Annotated in this window: 26 protein-coding genes; 2 read left to right on the top strand and 24 right to left on the bottom strand. The window is 61.8% G+C overall.

What is annotated here, in order from left to right; translation table 11 throughout:
- The first annotated feature begins 125 nt into the window (after nt 1-125).
- On the top strand, nt 126-1,334 hold the full coding sequence (locus MF268_RS07970) for an MFS transporter (protein WP_238370369.1): 1,209 nt from the start codon (nt 126-128) through the stop codon (nt 1,332-1,334).
- A gap of 252 nt (nt 1,335-1,586) precedes the next feature.
- Here MF268_RS07970 and MF268_RS07965 read toward each other — a convergent pair whose 3' ends face one another.
- From MF268_RS07965 to MF268_RS07870, 21 genes are all read right to left on the bottom strand, one after another.
- A complete protein-coding gene (locus MF268_RS07965; RefSeq protein WP_238370368.1) occupies nt 1,587-1,787 on the bottom strand; it encodes a hypothetical protein in 201 nt (66 codons plus the stop codon).
- Between the two features lie 113 nt (nt 1,788-1,900).
- Complete coding sequence (locus MF268_RS07960) at nt 1,901-2,353, bottom strand: HPP family protein (protein ID WP_420485422.1); 453 nt, start codon at nt 2,351-2,353, stop codon at nt 1,901-1,903.
- Nucleotides 2,350-3,509 (bottom strand): IS3 family transposase gene (locus MF268_RS07955; protein ID WP_238370367.1). Its coding sequence is split into 2 segments (ribosomal slippage): nt 2,350-3,260 and nt 3,260-3,509, totalling 1,161 coding nucleotides; the frame shifts between segments, so codons are not numbered across the junction. The genes MF268_RS07960 and MF268_RS07955 overlap by 4 nt, the downstream gene beginning before the upstream one ends.
- A gap of 64 nt (nt 3,510-3,573) precedes the next feature.
- Entirely contained in the window at nt 3,574-3,963 is a 390-nt protein-coding gene (locus MF268_RS25355; RefSeq protein WP_238370366.1) for an HPP family protein, read from the bottom strand.
- A gap of 39 nt (nt 3,964-4,002) precedes the next feature.
- A complete protein-coding gene (locus MF268_RS07945) occupies nt 4,003-4,833 on the bottom strand; it encodes an SUMF1/EgtB/PvdO family nonheme iron enzyme (RefSeq protein ID WP_238370365.1) in 831 nt (276 codons plus the stop codon).
- A gap of 80 nt (nt 4,834-4,913) precedes the next feature.
- Nucleotides 4,914-6,062 carry a copper-containing nitrite reductase gene (nirK, locus tag MF268_RS07940; RefSeq protein WP_138862303.1) on the bottom strand — a complete coding sequence of 383 codons (1,149 nt, stop codon included), beginning with the start codon at nt 6,060-6,062 and terminating at the stop codon, nt 4,914-4,916.
- 83 nt (nt 6,063-6,145) lie between these two features.
- Nucleotides 6,146-7,063: an FAD:protein FMN transferase gene (locus MF268_RS07935; protein ID WP_238370364.1), complete on the bottom strand. Its 918-nt coding sequence runs from the start codon at nt 7,061-7,063 to the stop codon at nt 6,146-6,148.
- Nucleotides 7,060-7,593 (bottom strand): nitrous oxide reductase accessory protein NosL, encoded by a 534-nt coding sequence (locus MF268_RS07930; RefSeq protein WP_238370363.1) that lies wholly within the window; start codon nt 7,591-7,593, stop codon nt 7,060-7,062. Before MF268_RS07930 ends, MF268_RS07935 begins: the two co-directional genes overlap by 4 nt.
- Nucleotides 7,590-8,417, bottom strand: coding sequence for an ABC transporter permease subunit (locus MF268_RS07925; RefSeq protein ID WP_028288192.1), 828 nt, complete (start codon nt 8,415-8,417; stop codon nt 7,590-7,592). Before MF268_RS07925 ends, MF268_RS07930 begins: the two co-directional genes overlap by 4 nt.
- Entirely contained in the window at nt 8,414-9,322 is a 909-nt protein-coding gene (locus tag MF268_RS07920) for an ABC transporter ATP-binding protein (RefSeq protein WP_238370362.1), read from the bottom strand. The genes MF268_RS07925 and MF268_RS07920 overlap by 4 nt, the downstream gene beginning before the upstream one ends.
- Nucleotides 9,319-10,572, bottom strand: coding sequence for a nitrous oxide reductase family maturation protein NosD (locus MF268_RS07915; protein ID WP_238370361.1), 1,254 nt, complete (start codon nt 10,570-10,572; stop codon nt 9,319-9,321). Before MF268_RS07915 ends, MF268_RS07920 begins: the two co-directional genes overlap by 4 nt.
- Before the next feature lie 17 nt (nt 10,573-10,589).
- A complete protein-coding gene (nosZ, locus tag MF268_RS07910) occupies nt 10,590-12,488 on the bottom strand; it encodes a TAT-dependent nitrous-oxide reductase (RefSeq protein ID WP_238370696.1) in 1,899 nt (632 codons plus the stop codon).
- A gap of 13 nt (nt 12,489-12,501) precedes the next feature.
- Nucleotides 12,502-14,682, bottom strand: coding sequence for a NosR/NirI family protein (locus tag MF268_RS07905; protein ID WP_238370360.1), 2,181 nt, complete (start codon nt 14,680-14,682; stop codon nt 12,502-12,504).
- A gap of 168 nt (nt 14,683-14,850) precedes the next feature.
- Nucleotides 14,851-15,021, bottom strand: a complete 171-nt coding sequence (locus MF268_RS07900) for a twin-arginine translocase TatA/TatE family subunit (protein ID WP_238370359.1) — start codon at nt 15,019-15,021, stop codon at nt 14,851-14,853.
- 132 nt (nt 15,022-15,153) lie between these two features.
- Nucleotides 15,154-15,846 (bottom strand): NapC/NirT family cytochrome c, encoded by a 693-nt coding sequence (locus MF268_RS07895; RefSeq protein ID WP_238370358.1) that lies wholly within the window; start codon nt 15,844-15,846, stop codon nt 15,154-15,156.
- A gap of 1 nt (nt 15,847) precedes the next feature.
- The gene (locus tag MF268_RS07890; RefSeq protein ID WP_238370357.1) at nt 15,848-16,306 is read right to left on the bottom strand and encodes a nitrate reductase cytochrome c-type subunit; all 459 of its coding nucleotides are present in this window, start codon (nt 16,304-16,306) and stop codon (nt 15,848-15,850) included.
- Complete coding sequence (gene napA, locus MF268_RS07885; RefSeq protein ID WP_238370356.1) at nt 16,306-18,813, bottom strand: periplasmic nitrate reductase subunit alpha; 2,508 nt, start codon at nt 18,811-18,813, stop codon at nt 16,306-16,308. Before napA ends, MF268_RS07890 begins: the two co-directional genes overlap by 1 nt.
- A complete protein-coding gene (locus MF268_RS07880; RefSeq protein WP_238370355.1) occupies nt 18,798-19,073 on the bottom strand; it encodes a chaperone NapD in 276 nt (91 codons plus the stop codon). The genes napA and MF268_RS07880 overlap by 16 nt, the downstream gene beginning before the upstream one ends.
- Entirely contained in the window at nt 19,066-19,557 is a 492-nt protein-coding gene (locus MF268_RS25460) for a ferredoxin-type protein NapF (RefSeq protein WP_420485421.1), read from the bottom strand. The genes MF268_RS07880 and MF268_RS25460 overlap by 8 nt, the downstream gene beginning before the upstream one ends.
- Nucleotides 19,558-19,563: 6 nt before the next feature.
- The gene (gene napE, locus MF268_RS07875; protein ID WP_238370695.1) at nt 19,564-19,752 is read right to left on the bottom strand and encodes a periplasmic nitrate reductase, NapE protein; all 189 of its coding nucleotides are present in this window, start codon (nt 19,750-19,752) and stop codon (nt 19,564-19,566) included.
- Between the two features lie 330 nt (nt 19,753-20,082).
- Entirely contained in the window at nt 20,083-20,376 is a 294-nt protein-coding gene (locus tag MF268_RS07870) for a hypothetical protein (protein WP_238370354.1), read from the bottom strand.
- Nucleotides 20,377-20,984: 608 nt separating this feature from the next.
- Here MF268_RS07870 and MF268_RS07865 point away from each other — a divergent pair.
- Nucleotides 20,985-21,944: a glycosyltransferase family 2 protein gene (locus tag MF268_RS07865; RefSeq protein ID WP_238370353.1), complete on the top strand. Its 960-nt coding sequence runs from the start codon at nt 20,985-20,987 to the stop codon at nt 21,942-21,944.
- Here MF268_RS07865 and MF268_RS07860 read toward each other — a convergent pair.
- Genes MF268_RS07860 through MF268_RS07850 form a run of 3 tightly spaced genes read right to left on the bottom strand, consistent with a single transcriptional unit; the run spans nt 21,941 to nt 25,268 of the window.
- Nucleotides 21,941-23,071: a glycosyltransferase family protein gene (locus tag MF268_RS07860; protein WP_238370352.1), complete on the bottom strand. Its 1,131-nt coding sequence runs from the start codon at nt 23,069-23,071 to the stop codon at nt 21,941-21,943. The two genes, MF268_RS07865 and MF268_RS07860, sit on opposite strands and share 4 nt — an antisense overlap.
- A complete protein-coding gene (locus MF268_RS07855) occupies nt 23,068-24,072 on the bottom strand; it encodes a glycosyltransferase family 2 protein (RefSeq protein ID WP_238370351.1) in 1,005 nt (334 codons plus the stop codon). The genes MF268_RS07860 and MF268_RS07855 overlap by 4 nt, the downstream gene beginning before the upstream one ends.
- Nucleotides 24,066-25,268 (bottom strand): glycosyltransferase, encoded by a 1,203-nt coding sequence (locus tag MF268_RS07850; protein ID WP_238370350.1) that lies wholly within the window; start codon nt 25,266-25,268, stop codon nt 24,066-24,068. The genes MF268_RS07855 and MF268_RS07850 overlap by 7 nt, the downstream gene beginning before the upstream one ends.
- Nucleotides 25,269-25,348 lie beyond the last annotated feature (80 nt).

The raw sequence follows: 25,348 nt of genomic DNA, 5'->3' as shown, positions 1-25,348 counted from the left end.
GAACTGCCCCACGCGCATAAAGCGCCGACGACATCCATTCCGCGCCTCTTAGCGGATTCTAACTCTTCCTCATCATACTTGTAGCTTCGGCAATTGGAGGCATAATCCGTCGAAACGCGCCAGAAGTGACTGAATTGACCGCCACCACGCATGCCCGGACCTACGTCGTCGTGCTTACCGCACTCGGCGCGACACATCTTTTGAACGACCTGATGCAGTCGCTCATTCCCGCAGCCTATCCGATCCTGAAGGAGGCATACGGGCTCGACTTCGTGCAGATCGGACTCATCACATTAACATTTCAGATCGCCGGATCGCTGCTGCAACCAGTGATGGGTATGGTGACGGACCGCTATCCAGCGCCGTATTCACCCGTGGTTGGCATGGCCTTCACCTTGTCCGGATTGTGGTGCCTGGCCTTCGCCGCAAGTTATGGTGGAATTCTCGTCGCGGTGGCGCTGATTGGCATCGGATCCTCGATTTTTCATCCTGAGGCAACGCGCATGGCACGCTACGCGGCAGGCGACCGACAGGGACTTGCACAGGGGATATTCCAAGTGGGCGGACAGGCGGGTGGCGCTCTCGGTCCTGTCCTTGCCGCGCTGATCATCGTGCCTTGGGGCCAGCCGAGCCTGGCCTGGTTCGCAGTGCTCGCGCTTCTCGCGATGGCGTTGTTGACCTGGATCGGGAGCCAGCAGCATCGAATCCGCTCAGAGTTCACGGAACGCTCCGCCCGCCGCCGAGCCGATACTCCCTCACCCGAGCATAGCGCAGCAACGATCACTTTGGGATTGAGCGTGCTCACCTTCCTCATGTTCACCAAGAACACTTATGGCGAGAGCTTCCGGTCTTTCTACACCTTCTACCTGATCGAGAAGTTCGGTCTTTCGATCCCCGCGTCGCAGATGATGCTGTTTCTATTCCTAATCGCAGCGGCGGTTGGCGTGCTGATCGGCGGAATCGTCGGTGATGCGATCGGGCGGCGGCAGATTATCTGGATCTCTGTGCTGGGGCCCCTTCCGTTGACCCTGATCCTGCCCTTCGCCGACCTATTCTGGACCGGCGTGCTGACGGTGGCGATCAACCTGATTATGGCCAGCGCTTTTGCCTCAATCCTGATCTACGCCATGGACCTGCTGCCGAACCGCATCGGTCTGATCGGCGGTTTGTTCTACGGTCTAAACTTCGGTCTTGGTGGGATCGCGGCGGCACTCCTTGGCGTAACGGCGGACAGGTACGGAGTCGAGGCGGTCTATCGACTCTGCGCCTTTCTGCCTTTGGCGGGGCTTGCTGTCTGGTTCTTGCCACCGATCGAGGAACGGCGTGTCATGTAGACAAGTTCGATATTCACGCCGGTGAAAGGAATACTGTTCGAACACCACAAAAATCCACGACGACAGGGGGAACACGAAGCGCCGAATTGGGACTCTTGGGGGACAGACAACTACCAAAGCCATGCCCGAACCCCGGTGTGATCGAACAGCAACCGCGCTTTTCTACGTCTTCCTTACGACGCTTCTGGCCAGCGCAGCGATCAGGTCCGTTCGCGTTACGATGCCCGTGATCGCGCCGTGTTCGATAACCTGTCAAACGACATCACCATCAGTCATCATTGGGAGCAGAGCACTGATCGGCGTATTGGTCGTGGCACGAGGTCCGGCACCGCACACCGCGGACACCTCGATGTCCATCAGCCGCTGCGCGGCATCCTGAATGAGTTCACGCAGAAAATCCGCGTCATCGCTCTTGGCGATCACGCCCGGAAGGTCGATCATGGTCTCGGTCATCGTGCTTTCCTTCGTTGTCGTCGGTCGTTGAACAACCTCAGACTACGAAGAAGTGCGGTGGCCGCCAGCCCGGCCGCGCGCTGCACTACGCCGGGGGCTCCGCGCGCGGCCTCCTACACCAACCGGTGGGACACTACCACCGTAACAAGGTCGGAGGACATAATCTGGGCTGCGGTAAGTGGTCCGGTCTCGTGAGTAGCCGCCTGGATCTCGGCAGCACCGATCAAACGGGCCAGATCCTCGACCCCCAGGTTAAATGACTGTCTGTATCGTTCGAGAATAGAACTCAGTTCACTCTCTGTAAGGCCGAGGCGTTCAATCGGAGAGGCGTCTTCCGTGCCTTGCGGACCCGGATCTTCAAATTGCCGGAAGGGATAACGTCGGCCGGTCAGACGTGCAAAGCACATCGCGACAGCAACCAGAGCCGCTGTGCCCAAGCCGATCGGCATAATCGCGAACCAAAAGCCGAGGCTCTGGATAGCCTCCGGAGAGAGCGCCGCGGTCATCGCCACGGCACCGGCCGGTGGATGCAAGGCGTGACCTGCCCCTGCCGGTCCCTCATTCATAACGAGAGTCTGCAGGTTGGATTTTGGTATTCGGCTTCCCCGTCTGGCGCAAGCGCGCCGAGCGCGGAGCCCTCAAATTGCTCAAGCGCTCGGCGCGCTTGTTGCGGGGTCTGGTTGCCCAGCGAGGAGTGCGGTCTGAACGTGTTGTAGTCGTAGCGCCAGAGGGCCAGCTTCCGCCGCGCATCGCCCAGGCTGTCGAAGATCTCCTCGTTGAACAGCTCGTCGCGCAGGCTGCCGTTGAAGCTTTCGACGAAGGCATTCTGTTGGGGCTTACCCGGATCGATGTAGTGCCAGGGGGCGGTGTTCTCGTCTGCCCATTTCAGGATGGCCCGACTGGTGAATTCGGTCCCATTGTCACTGACAATGCAACCGGGCTTGCCGTAGATCCGGATCAGGGCGCTGAGCTCACGGGCAACCCGTGCGCCGGACAGGCTGGTGTCCGCCACGAGGCACAGGCATTCGCGCGTGCAATCGTCGATCACGGCGAGGATCCGGAACTTCCGCGAAGCACCGAAGCTGTCGGATACAAAGTCCAACGACCAGCGCGCGTTGGCGCCCGCGGCCGACGGCATCGGTGTTCTGGTGCCACGCGCCCGTTTCCGGCCGCGCCGTCGTTTCACCGAAAGCCCTTCCTCGCGATAGATGCGATACAGCTTTTTGTGGTTCATGCGCATGCCTTTTCGTTCCAGCAGGATGCCGATCCGGCGGTAGCCGAACCGACGCCGCTTGCCGGCGATCTCCTGCATCTCCTTGCGGATCTCAACACTGTCCGGCGGGCGTTCACGCCGGACTGTCTTGGGATCGACACCGATCAGCCTGCAGGCCCGGCGCTGCGAGATGTCATGATCCCGCATCACCCGGAGCGCCGCGTCTCGCCGCTTGATCAATGTCGTCAGTTCTTTCCCAGCAGGTCTTTCAACAGGACGTTGTCCAGCATGGTGTCCGCCAGCAGGCGCTTCAGCTTGGCATTCTCGTCCTCAAGGGCCTTTAGCCTGGCCGCCTCGGATACTTCCAGGCCGCCATACTTGGCTTTCAGCTTGTAGAACGTCGCGCTGCTCAGGCCGTGCCTGCGGCACACCTCGGCAGTCGGCATTCCCGCCTCCTGCTCCTTGATCATCCCGATTATCTGCGCCTCGGTGAAACGGCTCTTTCGCATGCGTCTGCTCCTTCAGAGTTGGCGCAGACTCTACATCACGGTGAGGGATTTCGCGGGGGGCAGGTCAGGCGCGGCACATCATGGTAACACTGATTGCCAAACCGACGCTCGCAACCACCCGTATAAGGGGATCCGAGACAAGCAGACACACTGTAACAGCAACCAGTGCTGCGACGGTATTGCCGATGACGGCTGACCAGGGCTGAGCAAGAGGCGAGTTCGGAACAGCAAAGAGAAGGACCGACGTCGCTCCGAAAGGTGCGACGAGGTAACGGCCCCACTCCAAATCGATAGACGGCGACAGTAGCAACAGCCCTGTCAGCCCCAGACCGACGACCGCACCGAGACCGGCACGCAAAGCTTCACTGGTATGAACGTGTCCTACCGCAGGTCCGAAAGATCTGAAAATTTGCAAACAAGACCCGCATTTACATTGCGCGCAAATTTTCAGCACATCGCCCAGAGTTCAAGCACATGTTCGAGCAATGCCGCTTTATCGTTCCCGCACCAGCCGGAATCCCAGGTGATCCGGTGGAAGCCCAACGGCACACCCACCGACGCTTGCGTCCCGGACGAAGTCGATGATGGCCGCCTGATGACGACCGCCGGCAATGCGCACACCGCAATAGGGATCGCGGGCAGTGATCTCGCCATCTTCTCCGACCTCGCCGTTCTCCATGCATCCATCCGTCCATTCCCAGACGTTTCCGCCCATGTCCGCCAGACCGAGGCTGTTTTCGCCAAACCCGCCGCGTGGTCTCAGGGCCGGACTGGAATCGCCGCGCAGGAATACGCCGCGCTGGTATTGCGAAAGCATGCGTTCTCCGGGGTCGAGGTCGCCTTCGTCCGGGGCCGGATCACCCTGACGCTCGGCCGCAGCCCGGTGCCATTCCTGCACGGTCGGAAGACGCCATGTCTGGCCGGTCTGTTCGGATAGCCACGCGGCGTAGGCCGTCGCGTCGAACCAGTTGACGTTTGTCTGGGCCAGCCCGCCAGTGCCAGTCTCCACGTCTGCGCAGGCGCCTTCCGCGACGCAGGCCATGTAGTCCCGGCGCGAGACCTGGTATTTCATCATGTCGAACGCGCCGACAGGAAGCCTCTGCACACCGGGCGTCACGGCCTTGCCGTCGCGGCTGAAGTTGCCAAGCGGCCGATAGGCCACCTCGCCCGCGGGCACCTGCACGATATCACTTTCCAGGGCAGCCGCGCGCAAGGCCTGCGCAGCCTCCCTGTCCCGCGCCAGATCGCCAAGCCACGCCCCTGCCCCGAGGCCGCAGACCAGCGTCAGACCCGCCAGCCCGATCGTCACTCCAATCCTGTCCATATCGGGACCTCATGACCAAGAGAGGGGCGCCCGGATAATCCGGCCGCCCCAGTCACCCTCCGCCTTGGAACAGCCGCGCCTTATGGCAGCGCAGTCTTCCCTTCATAGGCGGCGTTATACTCGACAGGCGCCTGAACCTGCTCCATCAGGTCGTTGTTCCAGTTACCCTCGACCACCACGTGGGCCGTCGCGCCGAGGTTCACAGCCTCGATCAGGTTGTGGTTCACGTAGGCGTAGACGCCCGGCTGAAGGAACTCGTAGAGAGCCGCGCCGGCGGACCCGCCCGCAATGAACCACGTTTCGAGGTCACGCTGCGGCGTGTTGTTGAACTTGCCGCGTTCCCAGACGAGGTCCCCATGGCCACCGATCAGGTGGGGCCGGGTATCCCGGTTGGCTTGGCTGTGCACGAACAGGACCTTTTCGCCCTGCGCCGCATGCAGCGCGTTGTCGCCGGTCAGGGAGCCGACCTTGCCGTTGAAGACGACGTGGCTCGGGATCAGGCCATTCATCACTTCGAGCGTGTCGGGATAGCTTTCGGCCACGTCCTCGAACCGCTTGTAGTCGCCGTTTTCGTCCTTCGGGATATAGAAGTCGTTTTCTCCGATATAGAACACGCGGTCATAGCGCACCGGATCGCCCTTGTGGTCGGTCAGACCACCACGTGGCAGGACCATGATGCAGCCGGACATGCCGCTCACGACGTGCCAGGGGATCATGGGGCCACCCGGGGCGCAGTGATAGACGAAGGTCCCCGGACGCGTCGCCTTGAACCGCAACGTGGTCTTTTCGCCGGGGTTCACCAGCGTTAGGGACCCGCCCCCAAGCGCACCGGTCGCCGAGTGGAAGTCGATGTTGTGCTGCATCATGTTCTCGGGCGAATTGAACAGCGTCAGTTCGACATAGTCGCCTTCGTGGACAACCATCATGGGGCCGGGAACGGACCCGTTGAAGGTCATGGCCTGAAGGTAGGCCCCGTCATCGACCTCGATCTCCTTCTCCACGATCTGCATTTCGAATTCGACGATGCGCGGTTCGGCCGGGGCCTCCTGCTCATGCTCGTGCACCATTGGAGGACGCACGAGCTTGCGCTTAATGCGCTTCAGGCTCGACAAATCTGCGGGGGGGGCCATCGACGTGTCCATGATCTCTTCGGCCTTGGCGGCCTTGGCGAGAACGGGCAGCGCGGCAATGCCGGCGGCGCCCATCAATGCGGCTCTTCTCGTCAGCATTTTCAATCTCCTTTCAGGTATGAATGCTGTTTGAGAAGACGCTACCGGCCTTGGTGTTTCCGAACGTTGCGGGAACACAAACTTCAGGACCGAATACCAACCATACCGACGATTTTCGCCCCTAACGGCCGAAGCAGGTCGCGTTCCGTTGGCGACATGAGAACGGCGGCGGTCGATGCGGCATCCGCAATCGCCGCACTATCATGACATATCGAGACCGCCCCGGTAGTGAGCTGCGCGTCACGCCTGGGGTCAAAGATGTGTCCGATACCCGCGGCGGGATCGACCAAGGTGCACGAAGCATCCGAAGTGGCGATTGCGTGGTCTTTCAAGGTGACGGCCCGGCCGCCGGGGATCGATACACGCCACCCCTGCCCCTGCCCGTCCCCAAGGACCCGGATTTCTCCTGCGTTTACCAGGATGTCCCGAAGGCCGGCACTCTTCAGAAGAGAGGCAAGACGATCCGTGGCATAGCCCTGTGCGATCCCGTTCAGGGTCAGAGCCATACCGCCCCTTTGAAACCTGATAGCCTGCGGGGATAGCGACACATGTTGGAATCCGACCCGGCGACGCACCTGCTGCACTTCGTCCGCCCCGACACGGCGACCTTCTGCAAATGCACGAGCATGCAGGTCGAACAGCGGCTGGACCGTCGGATCGAAGGCGCCCTCTGTCGCCGTGAAGACCGCCCGGGCCTGGGACAGGAGATGCAGCATGGCGGGATCGGGGTTACGCAGGATCTGATCCCGGTTCAGCTGAGCCAGGGCGCTGTCCGTCCGGTAGAGCGAGAAGAGGCTCTCGATACGCGAAAGCTCCAATTCAAGGCCGTCGAATAGGGAAGCCGCCTCGGCCTGCGAAATGCCGCAAAGGGCGATCTCGGCGCGCGCGCCAAGCGCTTGTCCCCGCCAGTAGGCGACCTCTCTGCCCGCAGCGGATGCACGGCCAGCCGCAAGGGTCGCGGCCGACATGGCAATGAAACGACGTCTCGAGAACCGGGTCATTGCATCAGCTCCCGGTCGCCGGCATGCCCGCTCATCCCGATTTCCGCGGGACGCACATAACTCTCCGGCACATCGCCCCATTGGACGAGGCGTCCACCCCGGTCCGCCACGAAGGCGGTCGCGTCCTCCCGGCGGCTGAAGGGGAGAGCTTCAGGCACCCCCATTCCGCCGAGCTGATCGCTCTCGATGACAAGAAAGGCGGTTTCGGCGGCCTGCCAGTTGGCGATGCCCGGCATGCTCCAGCTTTCCGCATGGCTCATGTCGGAGACGAAGACCGCGGTGATCTCCATCTCCCGCTCCGGGTCATTCATGTAGGCGACGGCATCGGACACCTGGCTGAACCAGAGCGGCTCGGCCCGACCTTTCAGATGGACCTGCGCCTTGGGGCCGGGATGATCCGCGACGAACATCTGGCAATAATGGCCGAGCGCATCGTCCGTCATCTCGACGGGGACAACGACGCTCGCCACATCTTCCTTGCAGGCGGTCAAGGCGAGAGACAGGGCAAGGGCGACCACGACTTTCTTCATGGGACAATCCTCCTGGTGCGGGCTGAGCCGATGGCGATGGTTGCCACCAGCCAAATCCCGAGGGCAGCCAGCGCGGCCACCGGCGGGAAGGGAAGGGTTTGGGCCAGACCGTCGATCCCCGCGACGGGCGCGGCGTCGATCATGGCGAGGTTGTAGAGGCGGAACGCATCGGCGGGGTTCGCGATGACAAGCCATGGGAAGACGTGGGTGGCGAAGATGCCCTCACCTGCCGCCATGATGGCCCCCAGAAGCGCGACGTCATAAAGGACGACCAGCAGCAGCCAGACCCCCACAGCGGCCGCAGCAGCCCGCGCGGTGCGACAGGTCAGCGCCGACACCATCAGCCCGATCCCCACGAAGATCGCCCCGAGCCCGCCTGCGGTAAGCATCAGGCGGAGCCAGGCGAAGATACCGTCCTGACCGGTCTCGGAAAGCAGGGCGATGACACATCCGACCGTGCCGAAGGCGATCAGGATGGCCACGCAGACCGCAACCGTCTGGGCCAGGAACTTCCCGACGAAGACCTCCCACCGACGGACCGGTGTGGCAAATGTCAGGGCAAGGGACCCCCGTTCGACCTCACCGGAAATCGAGTCATAGGACATGAGCAAGGCGATCAGCGGGATCAGGTAGACCGAGAGGGTGGCGAGGCTGACCGCCGTCAGGGTCAGGACGTCAACCTTCAGGCCACTTCCCTGCCCGGCCCCGAAGAGCGCCAGCGCCAAGGCGAACAGACCAAGCACTGCGGTCGCCAGAATGACCCAGAGATTGCGGCGCGCCTGCCGCAACTCCTGTCCGAAAACGGTGCCGATGCGCGTGCTCATGTCTGGTTCTCCGTCGGGCCCGTTCGGGAAAAATGCCGGTAGATGTCTGTGAGACCGGGAGGCGCGATGTCAATGTCCCGAAGCTTGTCATGGTGCCGCCCGAGGCGCGCGAGCAGATCCACCTTCGCGCCCTGTGCGCAATCGAGGTCCAGCCTGCATCCGTTGATCCGCCGCCCGCCGAATTCGCCATGCAGCGCGTCTGCCGCCCCCGGCCTGGCCGATATGCGGATCGTGGTCGGCAAACCCGCCCTGTGGGCCAGCTCGGCCAGTGTGCCCTCTGCCGTCAGCCGTCCGCGGGCGAGGATCGCGATGCGGTCCGTCTTGTCCTGCACTTCCTCCAGCCCGTGCGACGAGAGGAGCACGGCAGATCCCCGGGCCGCCGCATCGGCGATCACCTCGTAGAACTCGTGCCGTGACACCGGGTCGAGACCGCTGGTCGGTTCGTCGAGCAGAAGAAGCCTCGGAGTGCCGATCAGGGCCTGCGCCAGCCCGAGACGCTGCCGCATCCCCTTGGAATAGGCCCCGACCGCCCGATCGGCGGCCTCCAGAAGGCCGACACGCGCCAGCAGGTCCGAAACCTCGGCTTTCGGTGTTCCCCGCAGGCCCGAAAAATAGCTCAGCACCTCGCGGCCCGACAGGTTCCGCTGGAACGAGACGACCTCGGGCAGGTAGTTCACGGCCTCCCTGGCCGGGTCGGAGCCCGGCGCGTGCCCTGCAACGGCAACGGTTCCGGAGCAGGGTCGCAGGAAGCCGAGGACCGTCTTGAACAACGTCGACTTGCCAGCCCCGTTGTGGCCGAGCAGGGCCAACCGTTCGCCGGGCTGGACGGACAGCGAGACATCGTCGAGCACCTTCTGCCCGCCGAAAGACAGACAGAGAGCTTTGATGGCGAGGGTTTCGGTCATGAGGGATCTCCTTGCGGCAGTCCGGTTCCGGTCGGCGACGTCAGCGGATGGGTGTCGGTCACGCCTCCGGGCAAGAGCCCCGGAAACCGTGATTGCGACCAGCGGATGAGTTGCATGGCCGGCGCCCCCATCAGCAGCCGTGCCGCCGGCTGCGACCAGACAAGCCGGTCGATGCTGTCATTGGGCCGATAGGGACTGTCGGCGATGCCATCGCCGTTCACGTCGAAGGCGACGTGATCGGACCAGTGGTTGCCGATGCCGTCGGCCGACCATTCCATCCAGGTGGTGCCGACGTATTTCACCTGCGTCCTGTTGCCGATGAAGGCGTTTCCGGCCAGCACATTGCCCTGGCTGCCTGCGGTAAAGTGGACACCGATCCCGCAGCCTTCGAAGCGGTTGCCCTCGATGCGGTTGTGGTTGGAATTGTAGATGAACAGGCATTTCTCGCCGCCGTCGCGCACCTCGTTCCGGCGCATCTCGGCCCGGTTGGCGAAGTTCATGAAAAAGCCGTGGTCGGCGTCGCCGTCCGACAGGTTCCGTTCGACGATCAGCCGCGTCGAATACATGAAGGCAAAGCCCATGTCGTTGCCGCGGCTGACATTGTCCGTGACCTCGATCCGGTTGGCGTACATGGAGTGGAACGCGAACCGCAGATCGCTGAAGCGGTTGCGCCGGTAGACCGCGTCATTTGACGTCGTGATGAACACGCCGTCCCGGCCTTTCGAGATCCGGTTGTCCTCGACCGTCAGACCCGGTGCGTTCCAGACGTAGATGCCCGGCCCGCGTTCCGCGACACGCAGGTCGTTTCGCCCCTCGATCCGGCTGTTCCGGATGGTGACGTCACGGGCCCCATGGACGTCGACCCCGATCAGGTTCCCCTCCAGCGTCACACCGTCGATGATCGTGCCCCGGGCCGCCTTCGTCAGGCGAATACCGCTGTCGAGATCGCTGAGGCGGGCACCCGCGCCCGAAATGGTGAGGGCGGTGATCGTCACGCCGCCGGTGTCGACCGTGATGACGGAGCCCTCGCCCGGACCTTCGATCCGGGCAAGAGGTCCCGTCAGCGTGACAGGTGTCTTGATACTCACCGGCCCGGCATAAGTGCCTTCCCCAAGCACCAATGTATCGCCGGGCCGGGCGGTCGCGAGGGCCCGCACCAGCGCCCCCGGTCCCGGCCGCACCTCGACCGTCTCCGCAAGGGACGCAAGCGGAGCGAGGCAAAGGGCCAGCACGAAAACCAGAGAGCGCATGATCCGGTCCCCTCCCCTTACGCGACCGGTTTCACGAGCATGCGGCCGCGCATCTCCATGTGGAGCGCGTGGCAGAACCACTGGCAGTAATACCAGTGCACGCCCGGACGATCGGCGGTGAAGGTCACCGATGCGGTGGCCTGCGGACCGACCTCGAAGGCGATGCCGTGATTGCCCAGGGTGAAGCCATGGGTCAGGTCGTCGACCTCGTCCATGTTGGTGACGTAGACCGTCACCTCGTCACCCTGCGTCACCTCGAACTGATCGAGGCTGAACGCCGGCGCGACCGAGTGCATGTACACCCGCACCTTGTTGCCGTCACGGATGACATCGGCACCGTATTCCAGTTCCACGCCGTCCTTCTCGGCCTGAAGCCGCGCCTCTTCCCACAGGCTGTCACCACGGTCATAGATCGACACCGGGTTCACCTTGTCGGCCCGCACGAGGATGCAGTCATGCGGCTCGGCGAAGGTCGGGCCATCGTGGACAAGCGCCATCTTCTCGCCCGAGATGTCGATCACCTGGTCGTTCTCGGGTTTCAGCGGACCCACGTTCAGGAAACGGTCCTTCGAGAACTTGTTCAGCGAGATCAGGAACTGGCCATCCGCCTCAAGCGTCTCGCCCATCGTGGTGTGGTTGTGGCCCGGCTGGTAATGCACGTCGATCTTCTCGATGATCGGGTCCACGTCTTCGCCGTTGAAGGCCTTGATGGCGTCCTCGATGTTCCACTTCACCATCTGGCTGTCGAGGAAGAGCGTCGTGAACGCGTTGCCCTTGCCGTCATAGGCGGTGTGAAGCGGGCCGAGGCCCAGTTGCGGCTCCGCCACCACGGCCGAGCGCGGTTCCGCCCCGCCGAAGACCTCGGGCAGCCTGGTCACGTCGATCACGGTTACCGTGGGCGACAGCTTGCCGTTGATGCACAGGTGGCGCTTGTCGGGGGCCATGTTGCAGCCGTGCGGGCTGTTCGAGACGGGGATATACTGGGTGTATTTCCCGGCTTCCCGCCCGTCGAGGACCTTCACGCCGTTGTATTCGGTGTAATCCCCGGCCGCGATGCCCGCCTCGATCGCCTTTATGTCGAAGATGACCACCCAGTCCTGCTCGTTCGCGGTCATGTCCGCCAGCGTCACCCCGTTCTCGGAGTTGTAGCAGGTCGAGAAGGCATAGAGCCCGTCGTAATCCGCATCGCAATTGTCGAGGTTGCCGTTGACGATCACCTGCCAGGCGATCTCCATGGTGTCGCCGTCGATGGCGGTGAAGATCGAGACGTATTTCTCGGGTTCGTCCAGCACGATGCCGTCGTTCGGCAGCGGGACGCGGTGTTCACCATTGGCGAAAACGTAGCCGGTGCGCGGGTACTTCTGCGGCCGCAGACCATGGATGTCCGACGTGTTCGGGATCTCGATGATCTTGTCGGTCTTCATGATGTCGCAGCGGATGCGCGCGACGCGGGTGTTGGCCTTGTCGTTGACGAACAGGAAGCGCCCGTCATAGGTGCCCTCGGTGAAGGACATGTGCGGGTGGTGCAGGTCGCCGTTGTCGTAGGTGACGCGCCCCCGCTTGGCGAGGAACTCCTTCGTCCCGGGCAGCAGCCCCTCGGTCAGGATCTTCAGGCTTTCGTTCGTGGACCCCCAGCCGGTGGCCGAGCAGCGGTTGAACACCGGGATGCGCATCAGTTCACGCATGGACGGCACGCCGATGATGCGCACCTCGCCCGACTGGCCCGAGGACCAGAAGCCGTAGTAGCTGTCCAGCTCGCCCGGTGCGACCTCGGTCGAGGCCGTCGCGGCCGCTGCCCTGCGGGTCGAGCCAAGCAGGCCCAGCCCACTTGTCCCGGCAACGGTCGCGAGCGCCGCGACACCGGCGGTTCCCTTGAACAGCCCTCTGCGGGACACACCCTTGGTTTCTTCGCTCATTGTCTTTCCTCCTTCATTTGGCACTGGAAAGTTGGTTGGGATGACCGAGGTTCGGTCGTTCGGCATGGGCGGCGAGCGCAGCCGCCGATGCCGCGTCCTTGGCGCGCCGCTTGTCGGTCTTGATGACGACCGGACAGCGCGCGTGATCCTGGTAGAGCACCTGGCAATTCAGGCAGGAGATGCACTCGTTCGGGTTGATCTCGCCTGTCGGGTGGATCGCATCGACCGGGCAGTCCGTCGCGCAGAGCTGGCACGGGTTGCCGCATTCCTTGTAGCGTTTGAGCCAGCGGAACATGTGCAGCCGCGCGGGGATGGCGAGACCGCCGCCGAGGGGGCAGACATAGCGGCAATAGAACCGCTCGATGAAAAGCCCCGGCAGCAGGAAGGCCAATGCGATCAGCACGTAGGGCAGAGGCCGCGCGAACTTCAGGATGATCGCGGTCTTGAATGGCTCAACTTCGGCGAACCGCTCGGCCAGTTCGAGCGAATAGAGCGACAGGCCGAAGAGTCCGAGAAAGATGATGTATTTGACCGCCCAGAGCCGCTCGTGCAGGCCCCAGGGCAACGTCACCTGCGGCACCCGGAACCGGCGCGCGATCTTGTTCGACAGCTCCTGAAGCGCGCCGAACGGGCACAGCCAGCCACAGTAGGCCCCACGCCCCCAGAACAGCAGGGCTGCCGCCACGGCGAACCAAAGGATGAAGATCAGCGGGTCCATCAGGAAGGTGTTCCACTGGAAGTCACTGAAAAGAGCGTTCACCACCGCGAGAATGTTCACGACCGAGAGCTGCGCATTGGCAATCCAGCCGACAAAGACGAGCGTGAACACGAGGTAGGCGTTGCGCAGGATCGCAAAGGTTCGCGCGTTCCGGGTCGCGAAGGCCTGGAAGAAGAAGATGCCCGACAGGAGCGCCAGCGCGGTGGCAAGAACGATCACCTGTAGTCGCTTGGTGTCCCATATCCGTTGCCAGAGCGCGTCGCGGGCGTCCGTGTCGACAGCTGCCGGTTCCGCCTGTGCGACGGGTTCAGAAGGAACCTCGCGCACATATGGGGACGGCAACTCGTAGCCCAGATCATAGGTCAGGAAGACCTTCTCGATCGGACCGACGGCACGGCTGACGAGGAACTGTAGCCGGAAGGGCCTGGCCGGATCGAACCCAGACGCTGCGGGGACGATGAACAGGTCCATCTCTCCGAATTCCGGGGCGCCCTCGGCCGCGATCTGTCCGATGCGCTGATGCCCGCGATCGCGAAACCGATAGGACATCTCACCCTGGATCAGCTGGAAACGGTCGAAAATGCCGCCGCGCACATAACCCGAGCCCTTGAAGGACCATTCTCCGGCACCGAATACTGCGATGGCGTGATCCCCTGGCTCCAACCGTGCGGCCAGATTGTCCCAGCCCGCCTCGCCCAGCAGCGACCGCCCAATGGCTGGATGGCTGACCAACGCGGTCCAGACATCGACATAGGCCTCATCGGGTGCCGCTGTTTCCGCGTTTTTCTCCGTCCGCAGATCGCCGAGCGCGGCGAAATCCGCATTGATCGTTCCGACGTCCAGCATGAGGCGGCGAATGGCACCATTGCCGGCCAGCGTTTCCCAGTCGGTGACCTGACCGGCATCGGGGGCGATCTCTTTTCCCGGTCCGGATGCGGAAGGGGCAGCGAAACCCTCCAGCCCCAATGCGCGGGCAGCCTTGACCCCGGCCCGCAGGATCGAGTCGTCGATCACCATGATCGTGACCGTGGCCCCCGAGACGATTTCCAGGTCACCGGTATCCCGCGGACCGGCCACGGAGCGCAGATCGAACCCGGTATAATGGTCGATGACCGCCCGGATCTCGCTTTCGGGAATGCCGACCAGAACGATCGGCTCCGAATGCTTGATCAGCTTCGCGCCGGTCAGATGCGCCTCCGGCGAGAGGCCAACGAGTATGTGGATCGGTTTGCCCGAATACCCGGTCGTGGGCACGAAATCAGAGGTCAGGAAGACCCAGCCGATCGTGTCGCTCCCCTTCAGCGTCGGCACGAGCCCGTCATCGCGTGGAACACCGAAGGCCTCGGCTCCAGGCACGAAGTCCTGAGGCTCTACAACCTCAAGGAATTGATCCACGATAGGCGCCGCCAAGGCCTGAACAGCAGAGCCCAACAGGAGAGCCAACGCCCAAGCAATCTGGCGCATCGCGCTTCGCATCTTCTCTCTGCCTCACATCAGCCCAAACTTCATTGGACGTTGCTTAAAGGCGGGGCCGGGTGCGGAGTTTGCGATTGAGCAACGTTCTCGGCGAATTAGGGGGGCTGTGAAACGAAAAGCGGGGCCTCCGGCCCCGCACTCTCTTTCTGTCTTTCTTTTGCCCGCGGTTCAGGCGGCTGTGGTCTCGTCTGTCTCCGGCTCCTGCCTGATACCGCGACGTAAGGCGGTCAATCCCTGTCCCACCTCGCCCATGATCGAGGAAATCTTGCCGCGCCCGAACAGCACAATCACGACGACGAGGATGATCGCCAGACCCGGCAATCCGATATTGTTCAGCATGACGTCATGCCCTTTTTTTCAATTACACTGGCACGTCGGCCGCTCCTAACTTCGCATCAATCGCGAAGAACGCTGATAGATATGCGCTTCCCTGCGGCTGCTGTCTTTGCGCTTCAGCAAACTCGCGAGGCGTCAGTCGCCGATCTGCCGTTCCAGAAGAAAACTCTGGATTTCCTCCGCCGGTGACAGACCCGGCTGTGTCTCGCCCTGAAGTTCCTTTGGCACGGACCAGCCCGGTTCGACGCCGGTCATGTCCGGTAGCTCGTGCGCAATACCCTTGTGACAGTCGATGCAGGTTCGCTGACCCGACAGCAGGTATTCTGTGTGGATCTCCGCCGCGCGCGGCGATTGGCGGCTGAGGTCCATGGCCACTTCGGAATGGCAGTTCCGGCATTCAAGGCTGTCGTTGGCCTTCAGCCGCGACCATTCGCGCTTCGCCATGACCAATCGATGCTCAAGGAACTTCTGGCGGGTGTCTATGGTCCGGAAGATCTTGCCCCAGACCTCTTTCGACGCCTGCATCTTGCGGGCGATCTTGTCGGTCCATTCATGCGGCACGTGGCAGTCGGGACACCCTGCCCTCACCCCGGATCGGTTGGAGAAATGGACGGTGTGTGACAGCTCTTCGAAGACGTTGTCGCGCATTTCGTGGCAGGAGACGCAAAAGTCCTCGGTGTTGGTGTATTCGAGCGCAGTGTTGAAACCGCCCCAGAAGACCACCCCGCCGACGAACCCTCCCAGGGTCAGGAACCCGAGCCCGAGCGTTCCGGCAGGGGTCCAAAGGACGTCCCAGAACCAGCGGAAAGGGGCAAGTATCCAGCGCATGTCACTCGCTCCCCGCGCCGGACGCACCCATTTCGGACATGTCCGTGAAGGTATTGCCGATCAGCGCCGACGTATCGGCCTGCGGCACATGGCACTGGGTGCAGAAATACCGACGAGGGGACACGTCGGCGAGCATCTGAGCGTCGCGCGTCATATAATGCGTGATCGAGATCATCGGGGCCCCGGACCCGAGTGAATGTTCGCGTTTGTGGCAGGACATGCAGCGGTTCGCATTGACCGACAGCTGGTAACCCTCGATCGAATGCGGGATCACCGGTGGCTGTTCTGGATAGGCCCGCATCTGGCGCACGTCGTCCGTCACATAGCGTTCCAGCGGGGCGGCTGGCACAGGTTCCATCGGGTTGGGGGACGGTCCGGAAAGCTCCGGCACGTTCTGAGCCAGAACAAAGGTTGCTGTCAGGCAGGCACCGAAGATGGCGGGAAGGCGAAGTTGTCTCATCAGACCTTCTCCACGCGCACAGCGCATTTCTTGAAGTCCGTCTGTTTCGATATCGGGTCAGTCGCATCCAGCGTCACCTTGTTGATCAGCTGGCTGGCGTCGAACCACGGCACGAAGATCACGCCAGGCGGCATCCGGTTGCGACCGCGCGTCTCAATTCGGCTGCGTATCTCTCCCCGGCGCGAGATCACCCGCACTTCCATCCCCTGATTCAGCCCGCGTTCTCTGGCGTCGATCGCGTTCATGAAGACCTTGGCTCCCGGGAACGCCTTGTAGAGTTCCGGCACGCGCATTGTCATCGACCCGGAATGCCAGTGTTCCAGAACCCGGCCCGTCACCAGCCACATGTCGAACTCGTCGTCCGGACTTTCCGCCGGCGGCTCGTAAGGGACCGCGATGATGACGGCCCGGCCGTCGGGCTTTCCGTAGAACTCCCAACCGCTGCCTGGCGTCACATATGGATCATAGCCTTCCTTGAAGCGCCACTTGGTCTCTTCCCCATCAACGACCGGCCAGCGCAGCCCGCGCACCTCGTCGCTTTGGTAGGTGTCGTAGGGCGCCAGATCATGACCGTGACCGCGCCCGAAGGCGGCGTATTCCTCGAAGAGGCCCTTCTGGAGGTAGAACCGGAAATCCTTCGCCTCCTGGTTTTCGTAGTCGTCGCGCACCTCACCCAAGGAGAAGGCATCGACCTGCCCATTGGCGAAGCAAACATCGTAGAGCGTTTTCCCCCGGTATTCAGGATGCGCGTTGAGGATTTCGGCCGGCCAGATCTCGTCCGTCGTGAAACGTTTCGAGAATTCGACCAGTTGCCAGAGGTCCGACCGCGCCTCACCCGGCGCATCGACCAGCTGATGCCAAGCATGTGTCCGGCGTTCAGCATTGCCATAAACGCCTTCCTTCTCGACCCACATGGCGGCAGGCAGGATGATGTCGGCGGCCATGGCCGTGACTGTCGGATAGGCGTCGGAGACCACGATCATGTTGTCGGGGTTCCGGTAGCCCTGGTAAGTCTCGTTCTGCGAGTTGGGTGCCGCTTGCAGGTTGTTGTTCACCTGCACCCAGTAAAAGTTCAGCACACCGTCCTTCAGCATCCGGTCCTGCAGCACGGCGTGGAACCCCGGCTTGGTGTTCAGCAGCCCGTGCGGCAGCTTCCAGAGCTCCTCGGTATGCGCGACATGCTCGGGGTTGGTCACCACCATGTCCGCCGGCAGCCGGTGCGCGAAGGTCCCGACCTCGCGCGCCGTGCCGCAGGCCGAGGGCTGGCCGGTCAGCGAGAAGGGCGAATTGCCGGGCTCCGAGATCTTTCCGGTCAGAAGGTGGATGTTGTAGACCATCTGGTTCGCCCAGACGCCCCGGACATGCTGGTTGAACCCCATCGTCCAGAGCGACATGACCTTGGTGTCCGGATCGGCGTAAAGCTCGGCCAGTTCCTCGAGAAAGCCGGGCTCCACCCCCGACAGCTCGCTCACGTAGTCCAGCGTGTAGGTCGAGACGTGCTCCTTGAACGCCTCGAAATCGCTGTCCTCCATCAGCCCCGGATTGCCGGCGCCCGTCGCGGCCATCTCGAGCTCGTGCTCGGGGCGCAGGCCGTAGCCGATGTCGGTCGCGCCCTTCTTGAAGGTGGTGTGCTTGCCGACGAATTCCTCGTTCACGCGGCCGGTCTGGATGATGTGGTTCGCGATGTAGTTGAGGATCGCGAGGTCGGTGCCCGGCTTGAAGACCATCGGAATGTCGGCCAGGTCCATCGAGCGGTGCGTGAAGGTCGACAGCACCGCGCATTTCACCCCGGGCGAGCCGAGCCGCCGGTCGGCGAGCCGCGTCCAGAGGATCGGGTGCATCTCGGCCATGTTGGAGCCCCAGAGCACGAAGGCGTCGGCATGTTCGAAATCGTCGTAGCAGCCCATCGGCTCGTCGATGCCGAAGGTCCGCATGAAGGCGGTCGCGGCCGAGGCCATGCAGTGCCGCGCGTTCGGATCGAGGTTGTTCGACCGGAACCCCGCCCGCATCAGCTTGGTCGCGGCGTAGCCTTCCATCACCGTCCACTGGCCCGAGCCGAACATGCCGATGCCCTCGGGCCCCTTCTCGGCCAGAACCTTCTTGACCCGGGCGGCCATGACGTCGAACGCCTCGTCCCAGCTGACGGGTTCGAAGTCGCCGTTCTTGTCGAACACCCCGTTCGTCTTGCGCATCAGCGGCGTGGTCAGCCTGTCCTGGCCGTACATGATCTTGGACAGGAAATAGCCCTTCACGCAGTTGAGCCCGCGGTTGACCTCGTGCTGCATGTCGCCGTGGGTGGCGACGACCTTGCCCTCCTTCACGCCGACCATCACGCCACAGCCGGTGCCGCAGAACCGGCAAGGCGCCTTGGACCACTTGATATTCAGGGCTTCGACACCGCCCGGAACCGGCTGCGCAAGCGACTCGTGTGGAATCCCTGCGGCAGATGCGGCGAGCGCAGCCGCCTGTGCCTTCAGAAGCTGACGTCGGTTCAGGTCGGGTGGCATATTGGCTCCTCCGTTTCGTCGGGTTCTTCTGCGTGTTCGAAAACCATGTTCGCCACGAGCACGCCGGGCATGAGGTTGATCTCGGTCAGTCGGTCCCCAAGCTGACCGGTGCTGCCACCCTCGATCGTGATGATCAGCCGGGTCGCATCGCCACCATGGATTTCCACCCCTTCCAAGCTCATGAGACAGTCTGCAACGGCATCGCGATGCGTGTCACTCACGCTCACAACAGCGGACGAGACGTGCCAGCGCTCAGGCATCGGCGGGCTCCTTTCTCACGGCATGAATGGCATCGGCTGGGCACGGTGCGACGCAAGCGCCACAGCCCGTGCAGGCCGATTGGTGTAGGACCGGCAGGAAAGGCCCACCGATCCGCGGTTGCATAGAAATGGCCACCTCCGGACAGGCGTCCCGGCAGGACATGCAGGTGATACCGGCCAGCACGAGGCAATCGTTCGAAATCGCGAAGCTGTGAGACATGCGAACATCAGTCTCAAAGACCGATGCCTCGCAAACCTCGGCACAAGATCCGCAGAAAGTGCATTCACCCCGGTCCGGCAAGAGGATCACACCTTCATCGGCAAGGCCGAGAATCCCCTCCGGGCAAGCCGAAACACAATCCCCGCAGCGCGTGCATTCACCAAGCGACGCCACGGTCACACCTGGCGGCCTCGGCCCGAATTCAGCCGGTCGAGGAGACCCTTTCAGAAGTTGGCGGCGGGATATGCTGGCTTGGGCTGGCATTCAGGATCAATGCCCGAGGGGACCCGGTGGGCCGGCGATGATCTGATACATCCAGACAAGAAAGCCATAACCGCCGACAACGCCCACGGCTACAATCGGCCATATGCCAAATGCGAGCACGAAGAACCTGAATAGTTCTTGCCGCTTGTTAAGGATTTGAGGGCCATCTGGCGGATTGTTGCTGCTATCTATCATTATGCCCCTGCGATACTTACCGCGATGCGAAAGCCAGATCGACCCGGCCGATGCACCGTCTTGGAACTGTTGAAGCAAGCGCTCCATGAATCAGCATCTTGGATGCATATTGGCAGCTCTGCATGGCATCACGCAACCGTGAGGCGATGGAAAACTCAAAATGACCGGAAGCCATATGGATTATAGCTGGTCCCGGCTGAGGCCGCCAATGATGCGCATTCCTCGGCCACCTCGTCACGGCGCTCCTCCTACCCTTCAACTACGATTTGGATTTTGGGCCCGCACGGATGGTGCTTCCGTGTGCGCCGGCGAATGTCCTTTGGCTTCGCCTCAGCCGTAGGCTTCGATGACGGGGCGGCGCGGCGCCACGTCGTAGACGTTCCGCTTGGGCTCGAGCTCGACCGTATAGCCGAGGCGCTGCAGGAGATCGTTTGCCTCGGCGCGGACCCGGCGGCGACGGTCGCGGTCCTCTCCGCCCCCGTGAACCACGACTAAGGCGATACGGTTCAGCGGGCCGACATTCGTTTGCGCGTAAATGCGCAGGTGCTGCAGGTCGCAGTTGGTAGCACGCAAGGCATTCTGGAACCGGCCGAAGCGATCGGGCCGGGTGTCCTGTGTCTGCATGGATGTCGCTACACTTGCTCTATGCAATGGAGCTTGGCCAGATCGGGCATCGACCAAACCGAGAACCATGTCACTCGGTCACGTCCCGCGCCCGACGTGATTCTCGGCACTTCTCGATCAACGAGAACCGCCAACGACGGCCACATGTTGCTGCTATTTTGTTGCTACTTGACTCTGAGAGGCGGATTCTCCAATTAAGATCAATGACCTACGAAGCGTTGCTCCAATCCATCATGGGGGCGACGGAGAGGCGGGAAGCTGATCTGGCGTCTTTACTCATTTCGGCATCGGACTCCCGTTTTGCCCTGTCCGTTTGCCCGTAGCTTCAAGGCGACGGATGCTGGCGTTTGAAGCGGGATCATCTCTCAAAATTGAGGCCAAAAGGCAACCGGTTTGCGACCCAAGGCCCGTCACGGGCGACCGCTGAGAGCCAGCGTTGGTGAAAATGCCGGCCCTGAGGCGTTCGCGCGGGGGAAAAAGCAGAAAAGGCCGTTTTGACTTTGTGCTCGCTGAAAAGTGCCTTACGATCGCATTAATCGAGACATTTTTTACTTAGTTAATTTTTCCGAAGCCGCCAGATCGGCTTTTATTTCTAAGGGGAGGCAGACGTGACCCCAAATCCGGAAATCGCCGTTATTATTGCGGCTTATAACGCAAGCGATACTATTCTTCGTGCGATACATTCGGCACTGGCGCAGACGGCTAAGGTCGAAGTGATCGTCGTCGACGATTGCTCGCAGGACGATACGGTGGCGATTGCGAAATCTGTCCAAGATCCACGGCTGAAGGTCATTTGCCAGTCAAAGAATATGGGCGCAGCATCGACCCGCAACAATGGTATCGAGACCAGTACGGCGCCTTGGTTGGCGGTGCTCGATTCCGATGATTTCATGGCGCCGGACCGTCTGGCACGGCTCTTGGCCGAGGCGACAGCTTGCGGCGCGGATTTTCTGGCCGATGATATCTATCGCGTCACCAACTGCGATCTGAACTCGACGCAGAGCCCGTTGTGGCAGGTAAACGGCACGATTCCCGAGCGGATCACATTCGAAAAATTTGTCGACGGAAACCGCCGCAACCGCCATGGCAACAGGGGCGAGCTTGGGTTCGTCAAACCGTTGATGAACAGGAGTTTCTTGGAACGCAACGGATTGCGCTATGCAGAGGGCATGCGGCTTGCAGAGGATTACCTGTTGTACGCCGAAGCGCTGGCGGCGGGCTGCAACTTTCAGCTTGTTGGGCCAAAGGGCTACTTTGCCGTGCACCGAGACGATTCACTCAGTTCAAACCATACGACGGCCGACCTTGGCGCCATTGTCGCGGTCGACCGCGCGCTTTTGACCCGCCCCGACATTTCGCAACGGGATAAGGCAGCGCTGCGGCGACACCTGACAGATGTACGCAAGGAATGGGCATGGCGCAGGACGATCGACGCGGTCAAGGCGCGGGACTTTTCCGATATTGCCTCTCTGGCCGTCGAACCACCGGCGGTTTCGCTTTCCGTTATGGGAAAGCTGCTTGAACAGGTCTGGTTGCGCGGGCGGCGGCGATTGACGGGCGAGACCTAGGGGTTGCCAGCCGTCAGCATCTCGGCCACGAAAGCCCGCGTGTCGGCGACAGTCTCCAGGTAGATTGGATTGGGCAGCGCAAGCAGCGCTTCGCTTTTCCGCGTGATCGCTTCGGGATGGTCGAGAAGGTGCTGAACAAGCTCTGGCACCGTGGCTTCGGGCGGGTCGTCAAAACACCACCCCGCTTGGTTTCTTTTGATCCATGCCCCGGTTTCGGTTCCCGAGGGTGCCAGCGCCGGGGTTGCATAATATCCGCCTTCGTAGATCCGGTTCGGCAGCAGCCAGACCGAGTTATGCCCCGCTTCGTACCAGTCGGCGGCCCAGACGACATCGAGCTTTTCGTAGATCTGCGGCAGGTCCTGCGCTCCGTCGTAGCGCCCGAAATAAGTCATCCGTTCTGCACTGGCGACGTTGGCCTCGAAATTCGGAAAGACACCGGGGGCCGGATAGCCATGCAGCCGGATATCGACACGATCCCCGAAGGTCTTGCCGACCATGGCCAGCAAATCAACGGAGCGGCGGCAGCGCAGATTACCCACCCAGCCGATACGCAAGGGCTTATGCGGCTGCTTGGCACTGACGGGGCGCGGCCCAGCATCCTCTGCCAGCAATCGGTTTTCGAGCAGACGGCCGCGATAGAGGCCCGGATGATGCTGGGCAAAATACGCGCTTTCAAAACGCGGTGAGGAATAGACGAGCATATCGCTGCGCTTGATCAGCGCGCCCTCCAAACGGCGTAAAAAACGCGAGACCTTTCCTTCACCTATCAGCTTGGTGTGAATATCGAGGCATTCATAAATGATCGGCACCTTGAGCCGGTTGCGTCGGGCAAAGGCATGGGCGCAGGCGAGCATGTCGAGATTGCGGGCATAGATCAGATCGACCGCGCCCAGTTCGGGATAGGCTTGGCGCGACAAGGAAAAACTCTTCAACAATGGCCGAAGGCGTCCCGCATAGTCATTGTCGCGTGTTTCGCCCAGAGAAATCCAATTGAAATCCGCGCTTTTTGCGACGCCCCGGTGGGGCATGATGCCGATAACCTCGCATCCGGCCTGCATGAAAGCCCCTGCCCGTTTTCGCACTGCGGGTTCATTCAGGTTGTGACCGAAGAAGGCGATCCGTGTCATCCCTCCCTGCCCCGCACCAGCCGCGAGAGAAAGCCCAGGCCCCAGGAGACATGCATGATACCGGCGGCGGCTCCTGCCAGCAGACCCTTTGCTGAGTGATGTGAATAAGCGACGCGGGCGCTTACGAATACCAGTCCAAGCAGGTAGACGAAGGAAGGGAGCATCAGCCACGGCTGCCACAGCATCACCCCCAACAGGCCGATCAGAATGGCCAGCACAATCAAAACCGGCGCAAGCTGTCGAAGCTTGGGCCTTTGCCCATGCCGCAGACAGGTCGTTGCACGCCCGTAGCCATAGCGAAAATACTGCTGCCAGAGACGGTGCGGTTTGTCGCGCGGAAAATACGTGACGCGGTTATCGCAATCGAGCCAGATCCGCCCGCCTTTGCCGGTAATCCGTCGATCCAACTCGGCATCTTCGTTGGCGACCATGGTTTCGTCGTAGCCGCCAACAGCGCGAAAATCACCAAGCCGGAAGGCTGCGTGGTGGCCGTGATCGACATAACCTGAAACCCGCCCGGCCCGGTGCGCGGACCCTCCGGTGCCGAACGGCGTGTTGGAAACCCAAGCGACCGCAGTGGCAAATGCCGCCGGGCTTGCCGGTTCGGAATCCAGCGGCACGACGACCGAGGCGGCATCCTTGGCATGAAGAACAGCGATCAACCGCGAGACGTAGCCTGCGGGATACACGGCGTGGCAATCACAGCGGACCAATATGTCGCGATCGGCCCACATGGGATCGAGGGCTAGGTTCATGGCGGCCGACTGAAGACGTTTGGGATTATCCAGCAGCTGGATATTCGGGAACTCGGCACTCAATTTGGTGACGATACCCCGCGTCGCATCCGTGCTGCCGCCGTCGGCGACACAAACGGCTGCCGTTCTGGCCAGTTCGTCATGCTTGAGGATGGACCGGAGGCAAAGCTCGATATGCGCTTCTTCGTTCAGGGCGGGGATGAGAACCAGAACCTTTGTACCTTGGGCAACAGTGGTATCTAGCACAGGTAGGCCTCAGCTGGCAGTTCCCGCCTTTCCTGCACCTTTGAACCTTCGGGGTCGGGCTTGAGCGACAGGCCGGTTTTCTTGAGCAGACCGAGTAACCGCAAGATCTCTGCCGGCTGCGCCTCGGTTGCTGCGACGCGCATGCGCCACGTCAGACCTCGCCCGAGCGATTGCGATATTTGCCGCCCGATATCCGAGCGTTCCTTAAGCCTGCCAAGACGCAGGGTTTCTTCGGGTTCGGGCCATACCCCATGTTTGCCCGACATCGCGCGCCGACAAATCGTCATCTCGGTCGCGCCCAGTGGCATGTCTGTCGCGATGGTGGCCGCGGCTTCGAAATCGTCCAGCGCGTTGTTCCAGTCATTGCGCCGCCCATAGACACAGCCGCGCTGCATCAAACCCGCCCGTTCGGCCAATTCCGGCCGTTCATCGCAATACATCGCGACATAGAAGGACAGCGGGATTTTTTCGCGCAGGTTCCGGAAAACCTTCCTGTCCTGCGCGCTCCAGACCTTTTCGGAGTCGCTTGCAGAGTGGCGATGTTTCGAAGATCCCCGGTCGCCGTCGTGCTTTCTCTGCTGGAAAAGGATGTCTTCGGTCATGCGGATGGGCGTGCTGACGACGAGCCGGGCGATCATGTCGTAGTCGATCGACCGGTGTAGGTTTTCATTGAAGGGCCCCACCTTTTCATAACATTCGCGGCGCACCATCATAGCGGGCTGGAAAAGGAAGATATCCTCGAGAAGGCTTCTTGCAGGCGTGCCCTGCGCCAAGTCCGGCCAGTAACCCGCATCGGTCACAACACGGCCCGACGGACCTTCCGAAAACCGCGCATAGCAGCCGCCGGCGACACCAATGGAAGGGTCGGCATCGAGGATACCGGCCAGCGTTTCGGCTGCATGGGGCAACAGCAGATCGTCATCGTCACAAATCCAGACGTAATCCCCTTTAACGAATTTCATTGCCTGATTGAGCGCCGAGGATTTCCCGGCATTCGGCGCGCGATGGTACGTGAGATTGTCACGCAGGAGAGATTTTACAGCATCTTCGGTGCCATCGACGGAACCGTCATCCCAAACGATGATCTGTTCCACGGGTCGAGTCTGGCCGAACAGCGACTGCAACGTATCAACAAGATAATCTTTCCTGTTATACGTTGGAACAATAGCGGCAATGGTCGACAAAACTAACCCCACCTTAAAATTCAAAAATAATATCTTAACAGAATCTGACGATTCGCGAATTTTGACAACAGACCATGATGTTAGAAGTCAAT

Origin of the sequence: Heliomarina baculiformis (assembly GCF_019966545.1) — a bacterium.
GTDB classification, from domain to species: Bacteria; Pseudomonadota; Alphaproteobacteria; order Rhodobacterales; family Rhodobacteraceae; genus Heliomarina; species Heliomarina baculiformis.
The sequence above is the reverse complement of the archived record's forward strand: the minus strand, read 5'-3'. Positions and strand labels throughout refer to the sequence as shown.